Genomic DNA, 21046 nt, shown 5'->3' with positions numbered 1-21046 from the left:
ATGAAAATGGAATTTTAGAAGTAACTCTTCCTAAAAAAGAAAAACAAACTCCTAAAAAGAAAACAATTGATATCAAATAAGCTTCATAAATAAATATTATCACCCGTATTGCCGACCTTAGACAGGTCGGTTTATTTTTTTTGTTTTTGTAAAAAAAACTTGCATAAAGACAGAAATTTTGCGAAAAATATTTTTTAATACTTATTTTTAGCGAATTATAATATTCTTTGTAAAAAAGAAGGTATATTTTTTCAAATAAAGAAATATAATATAACTGTATAAATATAATTAATAATAAACAATAAACATGGAGTGGTATAAAAAATGCATATTTTATATATATGGATTTTAATCTAAAATTATTTGGTTAAGATAATTATGTATTTTAAGTAAAGACTAAGGAGGTAATTAAATGTCAAAGGAAGTTAAAGATTTTATTAACCGTGAACGTGTGGAAGAACTTTTGACAGATTTAGTTAAAATACCCAGTCCTTTTTTTCGTGAAGATGAAGTTATGGAATATACCTTTAATTGGCTTAAAGAGAGAGGTTTATCTGCAGAATACCATGAATTTCATGAAAAGAAAGTTACTGATTTTGAAGGAACAAATGTAGTTGGTAAGCTACAGGGAAGTGAGGAAGGTCCATCTGTTCTTTTGAATGGTCATCTTGATACAGTAGAGATTTGTGATGGATGGACAAAAGAACCTCTAGGAGCTGAAATTGAAGGAAATAAAATGTATGGTGTAGGTTCTCTGGACATGAAAAGTGGTAGTGCTGCTATTATGCTGGCAGTTGAAGCATTTAAAAATACAGTAGAAGATTTTAATGGAGAAATTTTATATACTTTTGTGAGTGATGAAGAAGGACCTTTTGGACTTGGAACAGATAATTTAATTTTAGATGGTTATACTGATAATGCTGATGTAGCAATAGTTCCTGAACCCAGTAGTGGTTTTGCTGGAGAAGATTTTCCCTGTTTATGTCTGGGAGCACGTGGTGGCTGGAAATATGAAGTTGAACTAAAAGGAAAATCAGCCCATGGAGCTAATCCGGAAAAAGGTATAAATGCTATCAGTGAAGCATCTAAAGTATTGCTTGAATTAGAAAATGCTGAATTAAAATCTCATGAAAAATTGGGACCAGGAGCTATGTGTGTAATTGATATAGAAGGTGGAGGTGCTCCCCTTTCTGTGCCTGATCAGGCTTCATTTTCTGTTTTCCGTCATGTAACAATTGGTGAAGATAAAAATTATATTAGAAAAGAATTTGAAGAAGCTGTAAAAAGAGCAAATATTAAGGGAGAAGCTACTTTAAAATTCAGAGATGCTCCACATAAAAATTGTGATGGTTTTTTACCATATGTGGTTTCTGAAAGTAATCCTTATACTCAAAGTTTTAAAAAGAGTGTTTCCAATGTAACTGGTGAAGATGCTAAGATTGCTTATTTCTCAAGTGTAGGAGATTTTAACTATCTTGGTGCAAGAGCCAAGCTTCCAACTTTTGTTTTTGGGCCAAATGGTGAAAATTATCATAGTGCAGATGAATATGTAGAGTTAGATACTGTTGTAAAAACTGCAGAAGTAATTTATGATTATCTAAAAGAAGTATTAACAGATTAAAACTGGATAATAAAAGTTTCTACAGTGAGCAAGATTGATTGCTTGCTGTAGAATTTTATTAAAAAAAGTTATAATATTAAAAAAATTAGCAATAGGAGGTGGTTATGAAAAAATATTTATTTTATCCGATTAAATTTGACAATCAAAGGGGGAAAAATAATGAGTGATAAGCAAAATAATAGTGAAGAAAGGTATGATAAGGTCCCTGGTTTTGGTGGAGTAATGCTTGTTTTATTGTTTTTAGCCGTTGGGATGGGTGTTTCTGTTCTCTGGTTAAATATACCAGTTCATGTAACTTTAATTTTAACTATAGTAATTGCCTCTATAGTAGCAATGAGGACCGGATATAGTTGGGATGATATTCAGGATGCCATGCTCTATGGTGCAGATATTGCTATGTTACCAATGATAATTTTAATGATTATTGGGGTTGTTATTGGTACCTGGATTGCCTCTGGTACTATTCAAACAATAATTTATTATGGATTATTAATTTTGGCACCCAGTTATTTTTTAGTTGCAGCTTCAGTAATTGTAGCTTTGACTTCTATGTCAACAGGTAGTTCTTATACTTCTGGTGGTACAGTAGGTGTTGCTATGATGGGGATTGGAGCTGGATTGGGAGTTCCAGCAGCTATGACAGCTGGAGCAGTAGTAAGTGGGGCCATGATTGGAGATAAGATGTCACCATTATCAGATTCAACCAACCTGGCTTCTGCAGTTGGTGAAGCCGACCTTTTTGGGCACATCAAAAGTATGATGTATACTACAATTCCAGCTTTCATCCTCGCTTTAATTGCTTATGGAATTCTTGGATTATTTTTTACAGAGGGCGGAGCTGATACCGGACAGGTAGATCTTATTTTGAGTACATTAAGAGAAAATTTTACTATTAGTCCAATATTATTAATTCCTCCAATATTAATTATCTGGATGGCTATAAAAGAAGTTCCTTCATTACCTGCGATGATTATATCGTCTATTGTAGCAGCTATTTTAGCTATGATATTTCAGGGTTCAACTCTTACTGAAATTACTAATGTTGCAAACTATGGTTATACAGGTGATACAGGTGTACAAATGGTAGATGATTTATTAACTCGTGGTGGATTACAGAGTATGATGTGGACTGTTTCCTTAGGTTTTATAGGTGTTGGTTTGGGAGGAATTTTAGAAAAAACAAGAATGTTAGAAGTATTTCTTGGAAAATTAGAAGGTTTGATTAGAACTACTGGTGGTTTGATTTCTACTACAGTTGCTTCTGCTATTATTTTAAACTTAGCCACAGCTAGTCAATATATGGCTATAATTATTACTGGTAGAATGGTTATTCCTGAATACAAAAAGAAAAAATTGTTACCAAGAGTTCTTTCCAGAACTTTAGAAGATGCAGGTACTGTTTTTTCACCTCTAGTTCCCTGGGGACTTTGTGGAGTGTTCTTTACAGGTGCACTGGGAGTTTCTACTATTAGGTATGCTCCTTTTGCTTTTCTTGGCTATTTTGTACCTATAATAGCTGTAATTTATGGATATGCTGGATATGCTATTTGGTATGAAGGAGATATAGAAGGGGCAGAGACTTATGAAGAACGTGAATCAAAAGGAAAAGCGTAAAATGAAAAAAATATAGTAAAAAGAGGTCCCTTTTAATAGAAGGGATCTTTTTTTATGCTTAAAAACCTGGAATAGAAGTTGCATTATATATACACTGAAATAAATTATAAAAAATTCATATAATTTGTCGAAAAAAGAAGGATAAAGCTTTTACGTATTTAAAGTTTATTTTATAGGAGGTGGTTTTAGCATAATAAAATAGTATCAAATTTCAATTACATTCAGTTGGTTTAAACTTGTGCTAAAAATTGTAAAAAAATTTCAAAAACAAAAATTACTTATAATTAATAATATGAGGAGGAAAAAAATAAATGAGTAATGATGTAAAAAAAGACGTTGATCTAGAAGATAAAAAATTACCTAGTTTTGGTGGAGTAATGTTTGTAATAATTTATTTAGTAGCAGCCATGGGAGTATCTGTTCTCTGGCTTGGTATTCCAATTCATGTTACCTTGATTTCTGCTTCTCTGGTAGCTACTATAGTTGCTATGAGATCAGGATATACCTGGGATGAGATTGAAGATGCTATTTTACATGGTTGTAGTATTGCTATGGCTCCAATGCTTATTTTAATGATTATTGGTGCTATTATTGGTTCCTGGATTGCTTCTGGTACTATCCAAACTATTATTTACTATGGTTTACAGATAATGTCACCTGGTTGGTTTTTAGTTTCAGCTGCCTTAATAACAGCTATTACTTCTGTAGCAACCGGTAGTGCCTGGACAACTGGTGGTACCTTAGGTGTTGCTTTAATAGGTATTGGTAAAGGATTGGGTATCCCTCTTCCTATAGTTGCCGGTGCTATTGTTTCTGGTTCATTCTTTGGAGATAAAATGTCTCCATTATCTGACTCTACTAACCTGGCAGCTGCTGTTGCTGAAGCAGATCTTTTTGATCACATAAAACATATGATTTATACTGTTGGACCTTCACTTTTAATCAGTCTAATTATTTATTTTATAATAGGACTTCGTTTTGGAGAAGGTACTGTTAATACAGCACAGATTGATCAGACACTTGCAACTTTATCAAATAATTTTCAAATAGGACCAATGCTTTTAATCCCACCTGCACTTGTGATAGTTATGGCTATTAAGAAAGTTCCTGCTATTCCAAGTCTTATTATTGCTGCATTTACAGGTGCGATATTTGCAATGATCTTCCAGGGAGCTTCACTTGCAGATGTAACTAATGCGATGAATTATGGATATACATCTGACACTGGATTTAAATTTGTAGATGAGTTGTTGACGCGTGGTGGTATACAGAACATGATGTGGACGGTTTCTCTTGGTTTTATTGCCCTCTCATTTGGTGGTATAATGGAGAAAACTCATATGTTAGAAGTTGTTTTAAATAAAATTGAGCCACTTATTAAAAATACTGGTGGACTTATCGCTACTACAGTTGCTACAAGTTATATAACTGATTTTGCTATGGCAAGTCAGTATATGGCTATTATTATTCCTGGTAGAATGCTTATGCCAGCCTATAAACGATTAAAACTTTTACCTCGAAACTTATCTCGTGCACTTGAGGATGGAGGTACTTTAGTAGCTCCACTTGTTCCCTGGGGATTATCAGGTGCATTTATGACTGGGGCTTTAGGAGTACCCACTGTTGAATATATTCCTTTTGCTTTCCTTTGTTATATTACCCCGATTGTTTCTATTATTTACGGTTTCACTGGATTTAGTATGTTATATGAAGGTGATGTAGAAGGAGATCCTGGTTATGCTGATCGAGAAGAAGAAATGACAGCTTAGTAAAAATTTAAAATTAATATAATAAATAAGCCGCCTGATTATTTCAGGCGGCTTTCTATGGTATAAATTATGCATTAATATATTGCAGATAGGTATTATATAGATTATAATATAATAAACTACAAAAAAGTTTGAAAGGGGATTTAAGAAACTATGAAAAAAGGAAACAAATATGGAGTACACAGAGTTATTGAACCAGAGGGTTCATTACCACAACCGGCCTGGAAAATAGATAATGATATGGAGATTTATGATAATGAGATTTTAATTGATGTCCAGACTTTAAATATTGATTCTGCAAGTTTTACTCAAATTAAAGAGGAAGCTGACGGAGATGAAGAAAAAATTAAAGAAAGAATTTATGAAATTGTAGAAGAAAGAGGTAAACATCATAATCCAGTTACTGGTTCTGGGGGAATGTTGATTGGAACAATAGAAAAAATTGGGCCTGCCCTTAAAGAAAGAGATATTGAAGTTGGAGATAAAATAGCTACTCTAGTATCTCTTTCCTTAACACCATTAAGAATTGATGAAATAAAAGAAGTTAAATCTGAAATTGATCAGGTAAATATAAGAGGTAAAGCTGTACTTTTTGAAAGTGGAATTTATGCTAAACTTCCAGAAGATATGTCAGAAACTTTAGCCTTAGCAGTATTGGATGTAGCTGGAGCACCTGCTCAGACAGCAAAACTAGTTTATCCTGGTAATACTGTTCTTGTTATAGGTGCTGGTGGTAAGTCCGGTCTATTATGTCTCTATCAGGCAAGAAAACAGGCAGGTATTACTGGTAAAGTTATTGCTCTTGAATATAGTGATAAAGCCTGTCAGCGCATTGAAGATCTTGGTTTAGCTGATGAAGTTATTCAGGGTGATGCTACTGATGCAGTAAGTGTTTATGAAGAAGTAGAAAAGCTTACTGAGGGAGAAATGTGTGATGTAGTTATTAATAATGTAAATATACCAAGTACAGAAATGAGTTCAATAATGACAACTAAAGATGATGGAGTTATTTACTTCTTTAGTATGGCCACCAGTTTTACAAAAGCTGCTTTAGGAGCTGAAGGTATTGGTAAAGATGTTGAAATGATAATTGGTAATGGTTATACAAGGGGACATGCAGCAATAGCTCTTGAAACTTTAAGAGAATCTCAGCAACTAAAAGAATTATTTAATAAGCTATACACTCATTAAAAGGTTTTAACTTAAGTAAGATAGTAAAAAAGAAAAGTTATGTGATTAATTTAACAAAAGTATTTACAATTATTTTTTAAAGTATTATAATTATTAGATGAGAGGTGATATTAATATGAAAAAAGTTGGTGTATTAGGAGCAGGAACAATGGGGAGCGGTATTGCCCAGGTTATTGCTCAAGGTGGTTATCAGGTTATTTTACGTGATATTAAAGAAGAATATGTAGAAAAAGGTTTAAAAGGTATTAATAAGAATCTTAAAAGAAGTGTAAAAAAGGAAAGAATTACTCAGGATGAGATGGATCAAACTCTTGCAAATATTGATACTACGACTGAAGTAAGTGACTTAGCTGATGTCGATTTAGTTATTGAAGCTGTAAATGAAGATATGGAGCTTAAGAAAAAGATTTTTAAAGAATTAGATGAGGTTACAAAAGATGATGCTATTCTTGCTAGTAACACATCTGCGCTAAGTATTACAGAAATAGCTACAGTTACTGAAAGACCTGATAAAGTAGTTGGTGTTCACTTTTTCAATCCAGTACCAGTTATGAAATTAGTAGAATTAATTAAAAGTATTACAACTTCTGATGAAGCTTTTGAAAAAGTTGAATCACTGGTAAAAGAACTTGGTAAAAGTCCTGTGGAAGTAAATGAAGCTCCAGGATTTGTTGTAAATAGAATTTTAGTTCCAATGATAAATGAAGCAGCATTTCTTTTAAATGAAGGAGTGGCAAGTGCTGAAGATATTGATACTGCCATGAAATTAGGTGCCAATCATCCAATTGGACCTTTAGCCTTAGGTGATATGATAGGTCTTGATGTATGCCTTGCTATAATGGAGACCCTATATGACGAATTTGGAGATTCAAAATATAGACCGTGCCCTTTACTTAAAAAGAAAGTTAGAGCTAACCAGTTAGGTCGAAAAACTGGAGAAGGATTTTATAGTTATTAATAAAGGGGGATTATAATGGATTTTGATAATTTAAAAATAGATAAAAAAGATAATATTACAGAAGTAAAAATAAACAGGCCTAAAGTACTCAATGCGCTTAATAGTAATGTATTAAAAGACTTAGAAAAAGCATTTCAAAAGCTAGATAATGATGAAGAAACAAGGGTTATTATTTTAACAGGAGCCGGTGAAAAAGCTTTTGTTGCAGGTGCAGATATTTCTGAAATGAAAGATAAAAATAGTATTCAGGCCAAAAAATTTGCTGAATCAGGACATAAAGCTTTTAATATGATTGAAAAATGTTCCAAACCGGTTGTTGCAGCAGTAAATGGTTTTGCTTTAGGTGGAGGTAATGAACTTGCCTTAGCCTGTGATATGAGATTTGCCTCTGATAATGCTAAATTTGGCCAGCCTGAAGTTGGTCTTGGAATAATTGCTGGTTTTGGAGGTACTCAACGCCTCAGTAAAATTATTGGTGAAGCAAAAGCTAAAGAAATTCTCTTTACTGCAAAAAACATTGGGGCTGAAAAAGCAAAAAAATTAGGTCTTGTTAATGAAGTTGTAAAACAGGATGAGCTTATGAATAAAGTATATGAAGTAGCTGAAGATATTGCTGGAAATGCTCCGCAGGCTGTAAAAATGACAAAAGAAGCAGTTAATTATAGTCGAGGTAGAAGTATTGAAGAGGGTATTTCTTATGAAACTCAGGCTTTTTCATATTGTTTTAGTACTGAAGACCAAAAAAATGGAATGGAAGCATTTTTGAATAAAGATTCTGTTGAATTTAAAGGTGAATAATTAAAATATCAATAAAACAGAAAATTTGTTTTGATGTAAAAAAAGGCCCTAGTTAACTAGGGCCTTTAATTATTTTAATTGTTATAAATATTTAGGTTTGATTATTCTTCTTCATCTAAAGAATATCTATCACTTGCTGCCAGTTCACTTACCCCTTCATTGAGGTCTGCAGCTATATGATCATTATGATCATAACCAGGTTCTGTATAAGCAAATACCTTACCTTCATAGTTTCTCATAATAATCTTATCTTCAGCCATTGAAATTAAATAATTTGGACTGAGAGGTGTTTTTCCGCCACCACCAGGTGCGTCAACAACAAAGGTTGGAACAGCTAAACCTGAAGTATGACCTCGAAGGGCTTCCATTATTTCCAATCCACGGCTAACCGGGGTTCTGAAGTGTTCAATTCCCTGAGAAAGGTCACATTGATAAATATAATAAGGCTTAACTCTTATCTGCAATAAATTTTGCATTAATTTTTTCATAGTTTTTGGTTGGGAGTTAACACCTTTTAATAATACAGTCTGGTTGCCTACCGGAATACCATTGTCAACCAGCTTAGCACAGGCAGCAGCTGATTCTTCAGTGATTTCTTTTGGATGATTAAATTGAATATTTACATATAGAGGATGATATTTTTTGAGCATGTTTACCAGATCATCAGTAATTCTCTGAGGCATAACGACTGGTGTTCTGGAACCAATTCTAATCATTTCTACATGTGGAATAGCATATAATTTTTGAATGATTTCTTCAAGCTTATCATTAGAAATGAGTAAAGCATCTCCGCCAGATAATAAAACATCTCTAATTTCGTCATGTTCTTTAATATAATCTATTGCTTTATCAATTTGTTCCATTGGTACTGCTTTATCTTTCTGACCGGCAAATCTTCTTCTTGTACAGTGACGGCAATACATGGAGCACTGGTCAGTAATTAGTAGTAGCACTCTATCTGGATAACGATGTGTTAGGTTATCTACAGGTGAATCTACTTCTTCGTGAAGTGGGTCTTCCATATCAGCTTCACCAAGATTTAACTCTTTCTCAACAGGTACAGCCTGCATTCTGATTGGACAATCTCTGTCCTGGGGATCCATTAAGTGGGCATAATAAGGTGTTATTGCCATTCTCAATTTGCCCATTACATCTGTTACCTCTTGTTCTTCTTTTTCTGTGAGATCTACAACTTTTTTAAGATCTTCTACATCAGTAATTCGATTTCTAACCTGCCATTTCCAGTCTTTCCATTCATCTTCACTTACATCTTCCCATAAACTTATATCATGGTAATCTCTCATTTGAAATCCTCCTTAGATTAGATAAAATGTTTAAAAAATGTTATAATAATGTCGTGAAATTATTACTCATCATAATATAGATGCAATTATTGTTCCAATTTTAATTTATAAAAAGGTTGTAAACTTTAATTAAAGAGCAAACTTTTTGACATTTTAAATAGCAAACTAGGAATTTATGTAAAAATATTTTTCATATTGCAAAATAATTTGCATAAATATTCTTAGATTAAGGAGGAAATATTTTATGAAAACACCAAGAGTAAATATCAAATTAAAAAATATTGAAGAAAATGCAAATAATATGGTAGAAAAGTGTGAAAAAAAAGATATTAAACTAACCGGGGTTGTTAAAGGTTCGGCTGGAGATTTAAAAGTAGCTTCTGCTTTTATTAGAGGAGGAGTTAAATCAATAGGAGATTCAAGGATAAAAAATATTAAGAAATTACGGGAAGCAGGATTTGAAGAAGAAATGGTTTTACTTCGTTTACCTCAACTAAGTGAAGTTGAAGAAGTAGTTGAAGATGTAGATATTACTTTAATTAGTGAATTAAAAACGATAAAAGCTTTAAACAATAAAGCTAAAAGTAAAGGCAAAAAGCAGGGAATAATAGTTATGGTAGATGTAGGAGATTTAAGAGAAGGAGTACTACCTGATGATTTAGAAGAATTTTTTGCACAAATTGTTGATTTAGAAGCAATAGATATAAAAGGAATTGGGACAAATGTAGGTTGTTATGGAGGGGTATTACCTTCAAAAGAAAATACTAAAATTTTAGTTGATTTGAAGGAAAAATTAGAAAAAGAATTTAATATTAAATTACCATTAATTTCAGGTGGGAATACAGCTACCAGTAAATTAATTGATAATGATCAATTACCAGAGGGTATAACTAATTTTAGAATAGGTGAAGGTATATTACAGGGAACAGATATTACGCATCAAAGAAAAATAAAAGGACAAAATCAGGATAATTTCACTTTAAGTGCTAAAATTATAGAATTAAAAGAAAAACCTTCAGTGCCAAAGGGAAAAATTGGGCATGATGCCTTTGGTAATAAACCACAATTTGAAGATAAAGGAATTAGGTTAAGAGCAATTTTAGCTATAGGCAGACAGGATGTTAAAGTAGATGGTTTAACTCCAATGCTTGAAAACGCAGAGATTATTGGAGCAAGCAGTGATCATTTATTAGTTGATTTGACAGAGATAAATAGAAATTTTCAGGTTGGAGATGAATTAGAATTTAGTCTTGATTATGGGGCAATGCTTGCAGTAATGACTTCAGAGTATGTATATAAAACTTATGAACAATAAAAATTTGAGTAATATATAAAAAAAGGTGGATGAGATTATTCATCCACCTTTAAATTTTTTTATTTTTGATATACTAAATTTCCGCCTACATAAGTTTCTAAAACTTGAATATCTTTTATTTTATTTTTATCAATTTTTTTAATATTTCTATCTATTACCAGAAAATCTGCAAGCTTCCCTGTTTCTAAATTGCCTTTAATATCTTCTTCAAAAGATTGGTAAGCACTGCCTTTTGTAAAAATTTCTAAGGCTTCAGCTATACTCATTTTTTCTTTTGGTTTCCAGCCATCTTTAGGTTTTTCATTAAAATCCTGTCTTGTAACAGCTGCATAAATACCTAAGAAGGGATTAAAAGGTTCAATAGGAGCATCTGAACTTCCAGAAAGACTTATACCTTTGTCATAATAACTCTTCCAGGGATAACTCATCTTACTTCTATTTTTGCCAACCCGATTTTCAATTGCCTGCCAGTCTGATTTGAGAAATATTGGCTGAATTGAAGCAATAATTCCTTTGTTTTTCATCTCATTGTTTAAATTATTATTACTTATCTGAGCATGTACAATTATAGGCCTATTATTAGTAGCAATTTGATCATTTTCATAGGCATAATCAAAACCAGTTAAAGCCATTTCAATTGCCTTATCGCCAATGGCATGGACAGCAATCTGAAAATCTTTATCTGCTGCATATTTACATATTTCATTAAATTTATCCTGTTTATATAGTTTTTTTCCTTTAGTAGATTTTTTGTCATTATATGGTTCTTTAAGGGCTGCTGTTCTGGCCCCGAGTGAACCATCAAGTACAAATTTAACTGGACCTATTTTAAAATAATCATCTCCATATCCAGTGATTAGACCTCTTTTTTCAAATTCATCCATTTTCTTTTTAGAAGGAATTCTCATTTGAAGGTTTATTCTCAATGGGATTTCATTATTTTCTCTCAATTCTAGATAAGCTTCAAGTACTTTTTCTGGATTTTCAATATTGAAAAAATCATCTACCTGTAATGAAGTTAAACCTGTTTTAAGGGCATCATTAAAACTTTCTTTTAAAATCTTTTTTATTTCATCAACTTCTTTTTGAGGAATCATATTTTCAATTAGTTCAATAGCCTCATCATAAAGCAAACCATTTGGTTTTCCTTTATTATCTTTTCCTAATTCTCCTCCTTCAGGATCAGGTGTGTTTTTATCTATATTACAAAATTGCAGAGCTTTTGAATTTACAGCTGCTACATGAAAACAGGTTCTTTTTAAAATTATAGGATGTTCTTCAGAAATTTCATCTAAGTCATCAGAAGTTGGAAAAGCAGGATTATCAAAATTTTCATCATTCCAACCTTTACCTTCAATCCATTCATTTTCTTTTAACTCATTATTAGCAATATAATTTTTCACTTTTTCTTGAATCTCTTTTATTGAAGTTGTTTCTGAAAGATCTATTTTACTTTTTGCAAGTCCATATTGAAATAAGTGCAGATGTGAGTCATTTAAACCGGGAATTACTGTTTTCTCTTCCAAATCTTTTATTTTAGCTTTAGGATATTTTTCTTTTAGCTTACTTTTTTTGCCTTTTTCCACTATTTTTCCTTTATTGTTAACAACAAAACTCGACAGTTTCTGTTCTGCAAAAGCAGAGGAGATGAGATTTGCGTTAATAAATAATTTCATTTTTCGACAACTCCTTTCATTATATTAACTGATGCAATAATTATACCATTTAATTAATTGATATAGCAAAAATAATTTCGAAAAATAATTTGCATCTCTGAAAAAAATTTTGCTAAAAATAAAGGATATTAAATATAAATAGAGAAAGGTATAAAATAAGGAGGACAATTTATTATGTTAAAAGACGAAATAGAAAAATTTGTAAATAACAAAAATTTAAATATGATTCTGGACTCTTTAGATGAGGGGATTCATATTGTGGATAGAGAAGGTACAACTATTGCCTATAATAAAAAAGTATCTGAAATAGATGGCCTTGAACCTGAAGAAGTAATAGGAAAAAATTTATTTGAAGTATATCCTTCTTTAACTTTAGAAACAAGCACCCTGATGCAAACAATAAAAACCGGGGAATCAATAGAAAAGACTCAACAGACATTTATTAATACTAAGGGAAAAAGAATTACTACTGTTAATAAAACTGTACCCTTAAAGTTAAGTACTGGTGAGATGGGAGCAATGGAGATTTCAAGAGATATAACTCTTTTAGAAGAATTAGTAGAAAATGTAAGTGATTTAAGAGCTAAAATTAATGTAGGTCAGCAAAAATCCAAAAATGAAAAAACACAAATAAAAAAAGATAATAATACAACTTATACTTTTAAAGATATAATTGGAGAAGATGAAGTTTTTAAAATAACTTTGAGAGAAGCAATGAGAGCAGCCGGTAGTGATTCTTCAGTTTTGTTATATGGAGAAACTGGAACAGGAAAAGAACTTTTTGCTCAAAGTATTCATAATGCAAGTAAAAGGTCAGATAAGCCTTTTATTGCCCAAAATTGTGCTGCTTTACCTAAAGATTTATTAGAAGGTTTACTTTTTGGTACTCAAAAAGGCGGGTTTACCGGGGCTAAGAGTAGAGCCGGTTTATTTGAACAGGCTAATGGAGGTACAATTTTACTTGATGAAATAAATTCAATGGATCTTTCCTTACAGGCTAAGTTATTAAGAGTGCTCCAGGAAAAGAAAGTAAGAAGAGTAGGCGGCCAAAAGGAAAAGAAAGTCGATGTCAGAGTTATTACAACTATGAATACTCACCCTGATAAAGCGTTTTCAGAAAATAAACTTCGGGAAGATTTGTTTTATAGATTAAGTGTTGTTTATATTGAAATTCCTCCTCTCCGTAAAAGAGAAGAAGATATATCAGTTCTTGTTGATTATTTTCTGGAAAAATATAATCAAAAATTTTCGAAAAATATTAAAGAAATTGACGAAAAAGTGATTAATACTTTTTTAAATTATAGTTGGCCCGGTAATGTAAGAGAATTACAACATGTTATTGAAAGTGCTTTTAATATGGTGCAGAATGAAAATAAAATAACACATGAAATTCTTCCAAGATATATTAGAGAAAGATTAAATAATATAGATCTTTCACCAGTTGGTCTTGATTGTAATTCAATTAAAGAAGATGAATTACCTCCTTTAGAGGAAGTAATGGAAAATTTAGAAGTTAAACTTATAAAAAAATCTTTAGAGCGAGCTGAAGGTAATATAAGTGAAGCGGCAAGAAATTTAAGTATCTCAAGACAATCATTACAATATAAAATAAAAAAATATAATATTAAAAAGGGTGATTTTTAGTATGAATATGGGACTAATAATTGCATTTTTATTAACAGGTTTTTTAATAGGATATTTTAAATTTTTTGGAGATTGGATCTTTAAATTAGCAGGTTATATAACAACTTTTGGTCTGATAATTCTTCTTGCTTCTATGGGAGCTAAAATTGGTATGGATTCTGAGATATTAAATCAGTTAGATCAGATAGGTTTACAGGCTTTTTTTATGGCTGTAGGGAGTATAATGGGGAGCCTGTTTTTAGTGAAAATTTTCAGTCTTCGTTTTGAAGCAAAAATTGAAGAAAAAAGTAAAAATGAAAAGTTAAAAGAAGATAAGATAGAAGAAGAAAGTGACCACTATATGACTTATATGATTGTAGCTTCAGTAATTTTTGGAATTTTAATTGGGCTTTTCTTTTTACCCGAAAGTTTATTGGATATTATGGATAAAATAACTACTTATGCTCTGGCTGCTCTTCTTTTTGGAGTTGGAGTAGATTTAGGTAAAAACAAAGAGATATTTGCCCAGTTAAAAAATTTAGGATGGCAAATTTTAGCTTTACCATTTTTGATTGCGGTTGGTAGTATAGTAGGTGCTATTATTGTAGGATTTTTTATAGGTCTGGCTTCAAATGAAGCTGCAGCTGTAGGAGCTGGATTTGGCTGGTACAGTCTTTCAGGAGTTATTTTGAGTAAATTACATAGTGTAGAACTTGGTTCAATAGCCTTTTTAGCTAATGTTTTCAGAGAATTAATTACAATAATTAGTCTTCCATTTGTAGTAAAATATTTTGGGAAACTTACAGGTATTGCCCCAGGTGGAGCTACTACTATGGATGTAACTTTACCTGTTATTAAAAAGACTGCGGGAGATGAAACAGTGATTCCTGCATTTTTTAGTGGAGCTGTTCTTTCTATTTTAGTTCCGATTTTGGTTCCATTTTTAATAGGTCTTTAATTTTTGAGAAGTGGCATACTAATTGCATTATATATAAGATGGAAATCAGAAAAAATGAAATTTAGTTAAGGGGGGATTACTATAAAAAACAAAAAATTAATAGAATATATAGATTTAAATAAAGTTGAACATCTTGCTATCATCGGACTGGCAAAAAATGCAGGTAAAACTGTAACCTTAAACACAATAGTAAAGGAAGCAGTAAATAGAAATATAAATTTGGCTTTGATTTCTTATGGTCGTGATGGAGAAAAGGTTGATGCTATTACCCTCCAGGAAAAACCTCGGATTTATATTCCACCTAACACTGTTTTTGTTACAGCTCATAATGCTTATAAAAAAAGTGATATTCAGGCAGATATAATCGCCAGAACAGGAATAGATAGTCTGATGGGTGAAGTAAATATATATAAAAGTTTTACTAAAGGAGGATATATCGAACTGGTTGGTATTAACTCTTCCAGTAGAGTTAAAAAAATAAAGGAGATGATGCCATCAGATATTGATTTAACCTTAATTGATGGAGCTCTTGATCGTAGAAGTTCTGCAATGCCAGCACTTACTGATGCTTTCATAATTGCAACAGGAGCAGTAGTGGGAAATACGGAAGATTTAGTGATTAAAAAAACATTCCATGAAATCCGACGATTATCTCTTGCTGAGGTAAAAGATTCTGGTTTGCGAGATAAGGCCAAGGAATTTTTAGCAAAGAATCAGGATGGTATAGTCTATAAAGATGGAAGTAGTGAACCATTAACATCAGAAACAAGTTTTGGTCATATTAAAGAATTAAAAAATAAGGATTATAAAAATATTGAATCTTTAATAATTAACGGGGCTTTAATTGATAGATTTGCTGAAAAAATAATTTATGATCTTAATCTAAAAGAAATTAATTTGATTGTAAGAGATGGTACAAGAGTATTTTTGAATAAAAGAAATTTAAACTTACTGGAAAAATCAGAAATTAAATTGGAAGTTTTAAATAATATTAATTTATTAGCTGTTACAGTTAATCCAACAAGTCCTTATAGTCCATCTTTAAATTCAGAAAAAATCATAAATGGATTGAAAACAAAATTATCAGAGATTCCAATCTATGACATAATGAGTGAAAAATACAAAACAATAGAGAGGTGATTAATTTGCAAGAAAAGTTAAATGTTGATCAGGAGTTAGTAGATAGGGCAAGACAGGCTTCACAGGACATTGCGGATGGTATTCAAATTCATATTGATGAAAATACGACAACAAGTGTAGAAAGGACAGTTGCGCGACTATTTGGTATTGATGGAATAGATGAAGAAGAAATTCCACTACCTAATGTTGTTGTTGATCAGGTTTTTAAAAGTGATGAATTAGATAAAGGAATTGCATATTGGATAGGTAATGCTGTAATTGAAACTGGTAAATCTCCTCAGGAAATTGCTGAAGAAGTAGCTGAAGGCAATTTGAACTTAACAGAATTGAAAGAACATGACTTAAAAGAGATAAAAGATGCAATTGAAGATTTAGCTAAGGAAAGTGTAGAATCTATTGCTGATAATAGAAGAGAAAGAGATGAATTACAGGAAGAAACACCTACCGGTCCCAAACCCTGGCTATATGTAATAGTAGCCACAGGTAATATTTATGAGGATTTAAAACAGGCTAAAGCTGCAGCCAGAGAAGGAGCAGATATTGTTGCTGTAATCAGAAGTACTGCTCAAAGTTTACTGGATTATGTTCCTTATGGAGCTACAACCGAAGGTTTTGGTGGAACATATGCCACTCAGGAAAATTTCAGAATTATGAGAGAAGGTCTGGATGAAGTTGGTAAAGAAGAAGGCCGATATATTCAATTAGTTAATTATTGTTCTGGACTTTGTATGCCTGAAATAGCAGCAATGGGAGCTTTTGAAAGATTGGATATGATGCTTAATGATTCGATGTATGGTATTTTATTCAGAGATATAAATATGAAGAGAACCTTTATTGACCAGTATTTTTCCAGAATGATAAATGCCCATGCTGGTGTAATAATTAATACAGGTGAAGATAATTATCTGACTACTGCTGATGCAGTTGAAGAAGCACATACTGTTTTAGCATCTCAATTTATCAATGAAGAATTAGGTTTAAGATCAGGTTTAAAACCTGAACAATTGGGTTTAGGTCATGCATTTGAAATGGATCCAACAATCGAAGATGGATTTTTGATGGAAATTGCTCAGGCTCAAATGATTCGTCAAATTTTCCCTGATGCTCCATTAAAATATATGCCTCCCACAAAATACATGTCAGGTGATATTTTCAAAGGACATTTAATGGATGGTATGTTCAACTTAGCTTCAATTATGACTGGACAGGGTATTCAACTTTTAGGGATGTTAACAGAAGCTATTCATACACCATTTATACAGGATAGAGCTCTGGCAATTGAAAATGCTCAGTATGTATTTAATAATGCTCGTAATCTTGGTGATGAGATTATGTTTAAACCTGATGGAAAAATACAACAAAGAGCAGATAAAGTATTAAAAGAAACAACTGAAATGTTAGAAGATATTGCAGACGAAGGTTTAATGCAGGCTCTTGAAGATGGTATGTTTGCTAATATCTCCAGACCTAAAACTGGAGGTAAAGGTGCAGATGGAGTTATTGAAAAAGGAGAAAATTATTATAATCCATTTTTAGATTTATTTAGGGAGGGGTTGGATATCTAATGGAAGTTGATATGACAAAAGTAAAACCATATGGAGATACAATGGATGATGGTAAGGTTCAGCTTAGTTTTACCCTTCCTCTTGAAGCAAGTCTTGAAGCAAGTGAAGCTGCCAAGCAGCTGGCTAATAAAATGGGGCTTGAAGAGGTAAGTGCGGTAGAAATGAAGGATTTAGGTGAAGGATTTAGTTTTCATGTTCTTTATGGAAAATTAAAGCACACTGTAGATGCTACTAAAATAAAAGTAGCAAAAGTAGAAACAGAAACTATGAGTTATTATGAAGTCAATGATTTTATTAAAGAAAAACTTGGTAGAAAAGTAACGGTAGTAGGAGCCTGTACAGGTTCTGATGCTCATACAGTTGGACTTGATGCAATTATGAACATGAAAGGTTATGCTGGTGAATATGGATTGGAAAGATACCCGGAAATTAATGCCTTTAATATGGGTAGTCAGGTACCTAACTCAGAACTTATTGAAAAAGCAGTTGCAGAAGATGCTGATGCAATTCTTGTTTCACAGGTTGTAACCCAAAAAGATGTTCATATTAAAAATTTAACTGAACTTGTTGAATTATTAGAAGCTGAAGATTTAAGAGATGAGTTTTTATTGATTTTAGGTGGACCGAGAATCACCCATGAATTAGCACTAGAATTAGGTTTTGATGCAGGATTTGGACCGGGAACTGTTCCACCTGATGTTGCCTCATATATTGTCCAAAAACTTGATGAAGAAGAAAATGATTAGTGTAATTATTTTAGGAGGTATAAATTATGGAAGAAGTTATGATTAGATTAAGAATGGGGACTAATGATGCCCACTATGCTGGTAATTTAGTAGATGGGGCGAAAATGTTAGAATTGTTTGGAGATGTTGCTACAGAACTTCTTATTAGAAATGATGGTGATGAGGGACTGTTTTTAGCCTATGATGATGTAGAATTCACAGCTCCAGTTTATGCTGGTGATTATATTGAAGCAACAGGGAAAATTGTAGAGAAAGGTAACACTTCCCGCAAAATGGAGTTTGTTGCTAAAAAAGTTATAAAACCTGCAGAAGATGCTGAAGCTGATTCAGCCTGTGATGTACTTGAAGAGCCTATAGTTGTATGTAAAGCAAGCGGAACCTGTGTCGTTCCAGAAGATAAGCAGAGAAATTAGGGAGGGTTAAATAAATGGAAAAGTTAATAATAACAGCAGCTATTTGTGGTGCTGAAGTTACTAAAGAAGACAATCCTAATTTGCCTATCACAGCTGAAGAATTAGCTGAAGAAGCTAAGAAAGCTGAAGAAGCAGGAGCTTCAATTATTCATGTTCATGTTCGAGATGAAGAAGGCAATCCAACTCAAAGCAAAGAAGTTTTTGCAGATGCTTTAAAAGCAATGGAAGAAAAAAATGTTAAAGCGATTGTTCAACCATCTACTGGTGGTGCTGCCGGGATGAGTTGGGAAGAAAGAATCCAACCAGTCTATTTAGAACCAGAAATGGCAACTTTAGATTGTGGTACTACTAATTTTGGTAATGATGTTTTTGTAAATGATTTACCACTTATGAAAAATTTTGCGGAAGAAATGGATAAATTAGATATTTTACCAGAATTAGAATGTTTTGAACCAGGTCATATTCATAATGCTCTTTATCTAAAGAAAAAAGGGCTTTTAAATAAACATATGCATTTTGATTTTGTACTTGGAGTTCCAGGAGCCATGAAAGCCTCAGTTAAAAATTTAAGCTTTATGGTAGACCAGATTCCAGAAGAGGCAAGTTGGACAGTAGCTGGGGTTGGGAGACATCAACTTCCAATGGCCACCCATGCAATTATGATGGGCGGACATGCCAGAGTTGGTTTTGAAGATAATATTTATTATAAAAAAGGTGAATTAGCTGAAAGTAATGCTCAATTGGTAGAAAGAATAGTAAGATTAGCTGATGAACTTGGCAGAGAAGTTGCTACTCCTGATGAAGCTAGAGAAATTTTAGGTCTTAAATAATTTAGACACCTGAGTTTAACAAACAGGGAATAAAAAAATGATATTCCCTGTTTTTTTAATAAAAATAATTTAAAAAATCAGAAAGGTGTGATAATTTATGAAAAAAGGAAACAAGTATGGAGTTCACCGTGTTTTAGAACCAAAAGGAGTTTTACCTCAGCCAGCTGACAAAATTGACAATAATATGGAGATTTATGATAATGAGATTTTGATTGATGTTCAGACTCTTAATATTGATTCAGCCAGTTTTACTCAAATTGAAGAAGAAGCTGGTGGAGATGTAGCCAAAATAAAAGAAAAAATGAAAGAAATAGTTGCTGAAAGAGGAAAACATCATAACCCAGTAACTGGTTCTGGAGGAATGTTAATTGGTACTGTAGAAAAAATAGGGCCAGCACTTGAAGATAGAGATATAGAGGTTGGAGATAAAATAGCAACTTTAGTCTCTCTTTCACTGACACCTCTTCGTATAGATAAGATTAAGGAAGTTAAAAAAGATATTGATCAGGTGCATATTGATGGAAAAGCAATTCTTTTTGAAAGTGGAATTTATGCTAAGCTTCCAGAAGATATGGAAGAAACATTGGCATTAGCTGTACTTGATGTAGCAGGAGCAGCAGCTCAAACTGCTAAATTAGTTGAACCTGGAGATAATGTTCTAATTATAGGTGCTGGAGGAAAGTCAGGTATGCTCTGTCTCCATGAAGCTCATAAGAGAGCAGGAGTAACAGGAAAAGTTCTCGGAATGGGCCATAGTGATTCCAGTACTGAAAGAATAGAAGAACTTGGATTGGCAGATGAAGTTTTACAGGGAGATGCTACTAACCCACTTGAAGTTCTTGAGTTAGTACAGGAAGCCACTGATGGTGAGTTAGTTGATGTAGTAATCAATAATGTAAACATACCTAATACAGAAATGGGTTCAATTCTTCCAACTAAAGATGGAGGATTAGTCTATTTCTTCAGTATGGCAACAAGCTTTACAAAAGCGGCCTTAGGTGCTGAAGGTGTAGGTAAAGATGTAGAAATGATAGTAGGAAATGGTTATACTAAAGGACATGCTGAAATTTCTCTTGAAATTTTGAGAGAAAATAAGCATTTAAGAGATATTTTTGAAAGACTTTATGTTTAAAAATTAAATCAAATAAACTTAAAAAAAGGGTACGGTTTTAGTTAACCGTGCCCTTTTGACTTTGTTTATTTCTCATTATGTCTTGGATTTTTAGCAACTATCTGGATGGCTTTAGTTATAGTAGAAGTGATATCTACCATATATTGTTGCTCAAATTCATTTAATTTAGCATGAATGCTTCCAGTATGACTTGCGATATATTTTGCAGGTATTCTATTTAAAGTAAAAGATGCCATATCTAATAAACATTGTTCACACTGGCATACATGAGAGAATTTATCCTTGCTTAATATATTTTCTAATTCTTCTAATACCAAATCTTCAGTATGATTATGTAAATTTTCCTGTAATTGCACAAAATCTTTATCAGCCATTATTTATCATCTCCTTCAA

At 32.3% G+C, this 21046-nt stretch carries 18 protein-coding genes; 15 read left to right on the top strand and 3 right to left on the bottom strand.

From position 1 onward, the window contains the following. The first annotated feature begins 412 nt into the window (after nt 1-412). The 6 genes from VJ881_06490 (at nt 413) to VJ881_06465 (ending at nt 7951) form a co-directional block, all read left to right on the top strand. A complete protein-coding gene (locus VJ881_06490; protein ID HKL75698.1) occupies nt 413-1621 on the top strand; it encodes a M20/M25/M40 family metallo-hydrolase in 1209 nt (402 codons plus the stop codon). A gap of 159 nt (nt 1622-1780) precedes the next feature. After that, nucleotides 1781-3235 carry a Na+/H+ antiporter NhaC gene (gene nhaC / locus VJ881_06485; protein ID HKL75697.1) on the top strand — a complete coding sequence of 485 codons (1455 nt, stop codon included), beginning with the start codon at nt 1781-1783 and terminating at the stop codon, nt 3233-3235. Between the two features lie 311 nt (nt 3236-3546). Next, nucleotides 3547-5004 carry a Na+/H+ antiporter NhaC gene (nhaC, locus tag VJ881_06480; protein HKL75696.1) on the top strand — a complete coding sequence of 486 codons (1458 nt, stop codon included), beginning with the start codon at nt 3547-3549 and terminating at the stop codon, nt 5002-5004. A 153-nt stretch (nt 5005-5157) separates the two neighbouring features. After that, entirely contained in the window at nt 5158-6195 is a 1038-nt protein-coding gene (locus VJ881_06475; protein HKL75695.1) for a zinc-binding dehydrogenase, read from the top strand. Nucleotides 6196-6310: 115 nt separating this feature from the next. Then, on the top strand, nt 6311-7153 hold the full coding sequence (locus tag VJ881_06470; protein ID HKL75694.1) for a 3-hydroxybutyryl-CoA dehydrogenase: 843 nt from the start codon (nt 6311-6313) through the stop codon (nt 7151-7153). Between the two features lie 15 nt (nt 7154-7168). Further along, complete coding sequence (locus tag VJ881_06465) at nt 7169-7951, top strand: enoyl-CoA hydratase-related protein (GenBank protein ID HKL75693.1); 783 nt, start codon at nt 7169-7171, stop codon at nt 7949-7951. A gap of 101 nt (nt 7952-8052) precedes the next feature. Here VJ881_06465 and ablA read toward each other — a convergent pair whose 3' ends face one another. After that, a complete protein-coding gene (gene ablA, locus VJ881_06460; protein HKL75692.1) occupies nt 8053-9255 on the bottom strand; it encodes a lysine 2,3-aminomutase in 1203 nt (400 codons plus the stop codon). A gap of 244 nt (nt 9256-9499) precedes the next feature. Here ablA and VJ881_06455 point away from each other — a divergent pair, with 244 nt between their 5' ends. Further along, complete coding sequence (locus VJ881_06455; protein ID HKL75691.1) at nt 9500-10570, top strand: alanine/ornithine racemase family PLP-dependent enzyme; 1071 nt, start codon at nt 9500-9502, stop codon at nt 10568-10570. Nucleotides 10571-10629: 59 nt separating this feature from the next. Here VJ881_06455 and VJ881_06450 read toward each other — a convergent pair whose 3' ends face one another. Continuing rightward, nucleotides 10630-12246 carry an amidohydrolase gene (locus VJ881_06450; GenBank protein HKL75690.1) on the bottom strand — a complete coding sequence of 539 codons (1617 nt, stop codon included), beginning with the start codon at nt 12244-12246 and terminating at the stop codon, nt 10630-10632. 174 nt (nt 12247-12420) lie between these two features. On the opposite strand from VJ881_06450, the gene VJ881_06445 reads away from it, so the two are divergent. From VJ881_06445 to VJ881_06410, 8 genes are all read left to right on the top strand, one after another. After that, nucleotides 12421-13890, top strand: a complete 1470-nt coding sequence (locus tag VJ881_06445) for a sigma 54-interacting transcriptional regulator (GenBank protein HKL75689.1) — start codon at nt 12421-12423, stop codon at nt 13888-13890. A gap of 1 nt (nt 13891) precedes the next feature. Further along, entirely contained in the window at nt 13892-14827 is a 936-nt protein-coding gene (locus VJ881_06440; GenBank protein HKL75688.1) for a lysine exporter LysO family protein, read from the top strand. 219 nt (nt 14828-15046) lie between these two features. Continuing rightward, a complete protein-coding gene (locus VJ881_06435; protein HKL75687.1) occupies nt 15047-15967 on the top strand; it encodes a hypothetical protein in 921 nt (306 codons plus the stop codon). Nucleotides 15968-15972: 5 nt separating this feature from the next. Next, complete coding sequence (locus VJ881_06430) at nt 15973-17532, top strand: lysine 5,6-aminomutase subunit alpha (protein ID HKL75686.1); 1560 nt, start codon at nt 15973-15975, stop codon at nt 17530-17532. Continuing rightward, on the top strand, nt 17532-18278 hold the full coding sequence (locus VJ881_06425) for an OAM dimerization domain-containing protein (GenBank protein HKL75685.1): 747 nt from the start codon (nt 17532-17534) through the stop codon (nt 18276-18278). The genes VJ881_06430 and VJ881_06425 overlap by 1 nt, the downstream gene beginning before the upstream one ends. 26 nt (nt 18279-18304) lie before the next feature. Continuing rightward, complete coding sequence (locus VJ881_06420; protein ID HKL75684.1) at nt 18305-18691, top strand: hotdog fold domain-containing protein; 387 nt, start codon at nt 18305-18307, stop codon at nt 18689-18691. Nucleotides 18692-18705: 14 nt separating this feature from the next. After that, nucleotides 18706-19521, top strand: coding sequence for a 3-keto-5-aminohexanoate cleavage protein (locus tag VJ881_06415; protein ID HKL75683.1), 816 nt, complete (start codon nt 18706-18708; stop codon nt 19519-19521). A gap of 97 nt (nt 19522-19618) precedes the next feature. Then, nucleotides 19619-20653: an L-erythro-3,5-diaminohexanoate dehydrogenase gene (locus VJ881_06410; GenBank protein ID HKL75682.1), complete on the top strand. Its 1035-nt coding sequence runs from the start codon at nt 19619-19621 to the stop codon at nt 20651-20653. 65 nt (nt 20654-20718) lie between these two features. On the opposite strand, the gene VJ881_06405 is transcribed toward VJ881_06410, so the two are convergent. After that, complete coding sequence (locus VJ881_06405) at nt 20719-21027, bottom strand: late competence development ComFB family protein (protein ID HKL75681.1); 309 nt, start codon at nt 21025-21027, stop codon at nt 20719-20721. Nucleotides 21028-21046 lie beyond the last annotated feature (19 nt).

This window comes from Halanaerobiales bacterium, from assembly GCA_035270125.1.
Lineage (GTDB): Bacteria > Bacillota > Halanaerobiia > Halanaerobiales > DATFIM01 > DATFIM01.
Note: the sequence above shows the minus strand (reverse complement) of the source record. Positions and strands in the feature narration are given on the sequence as shown.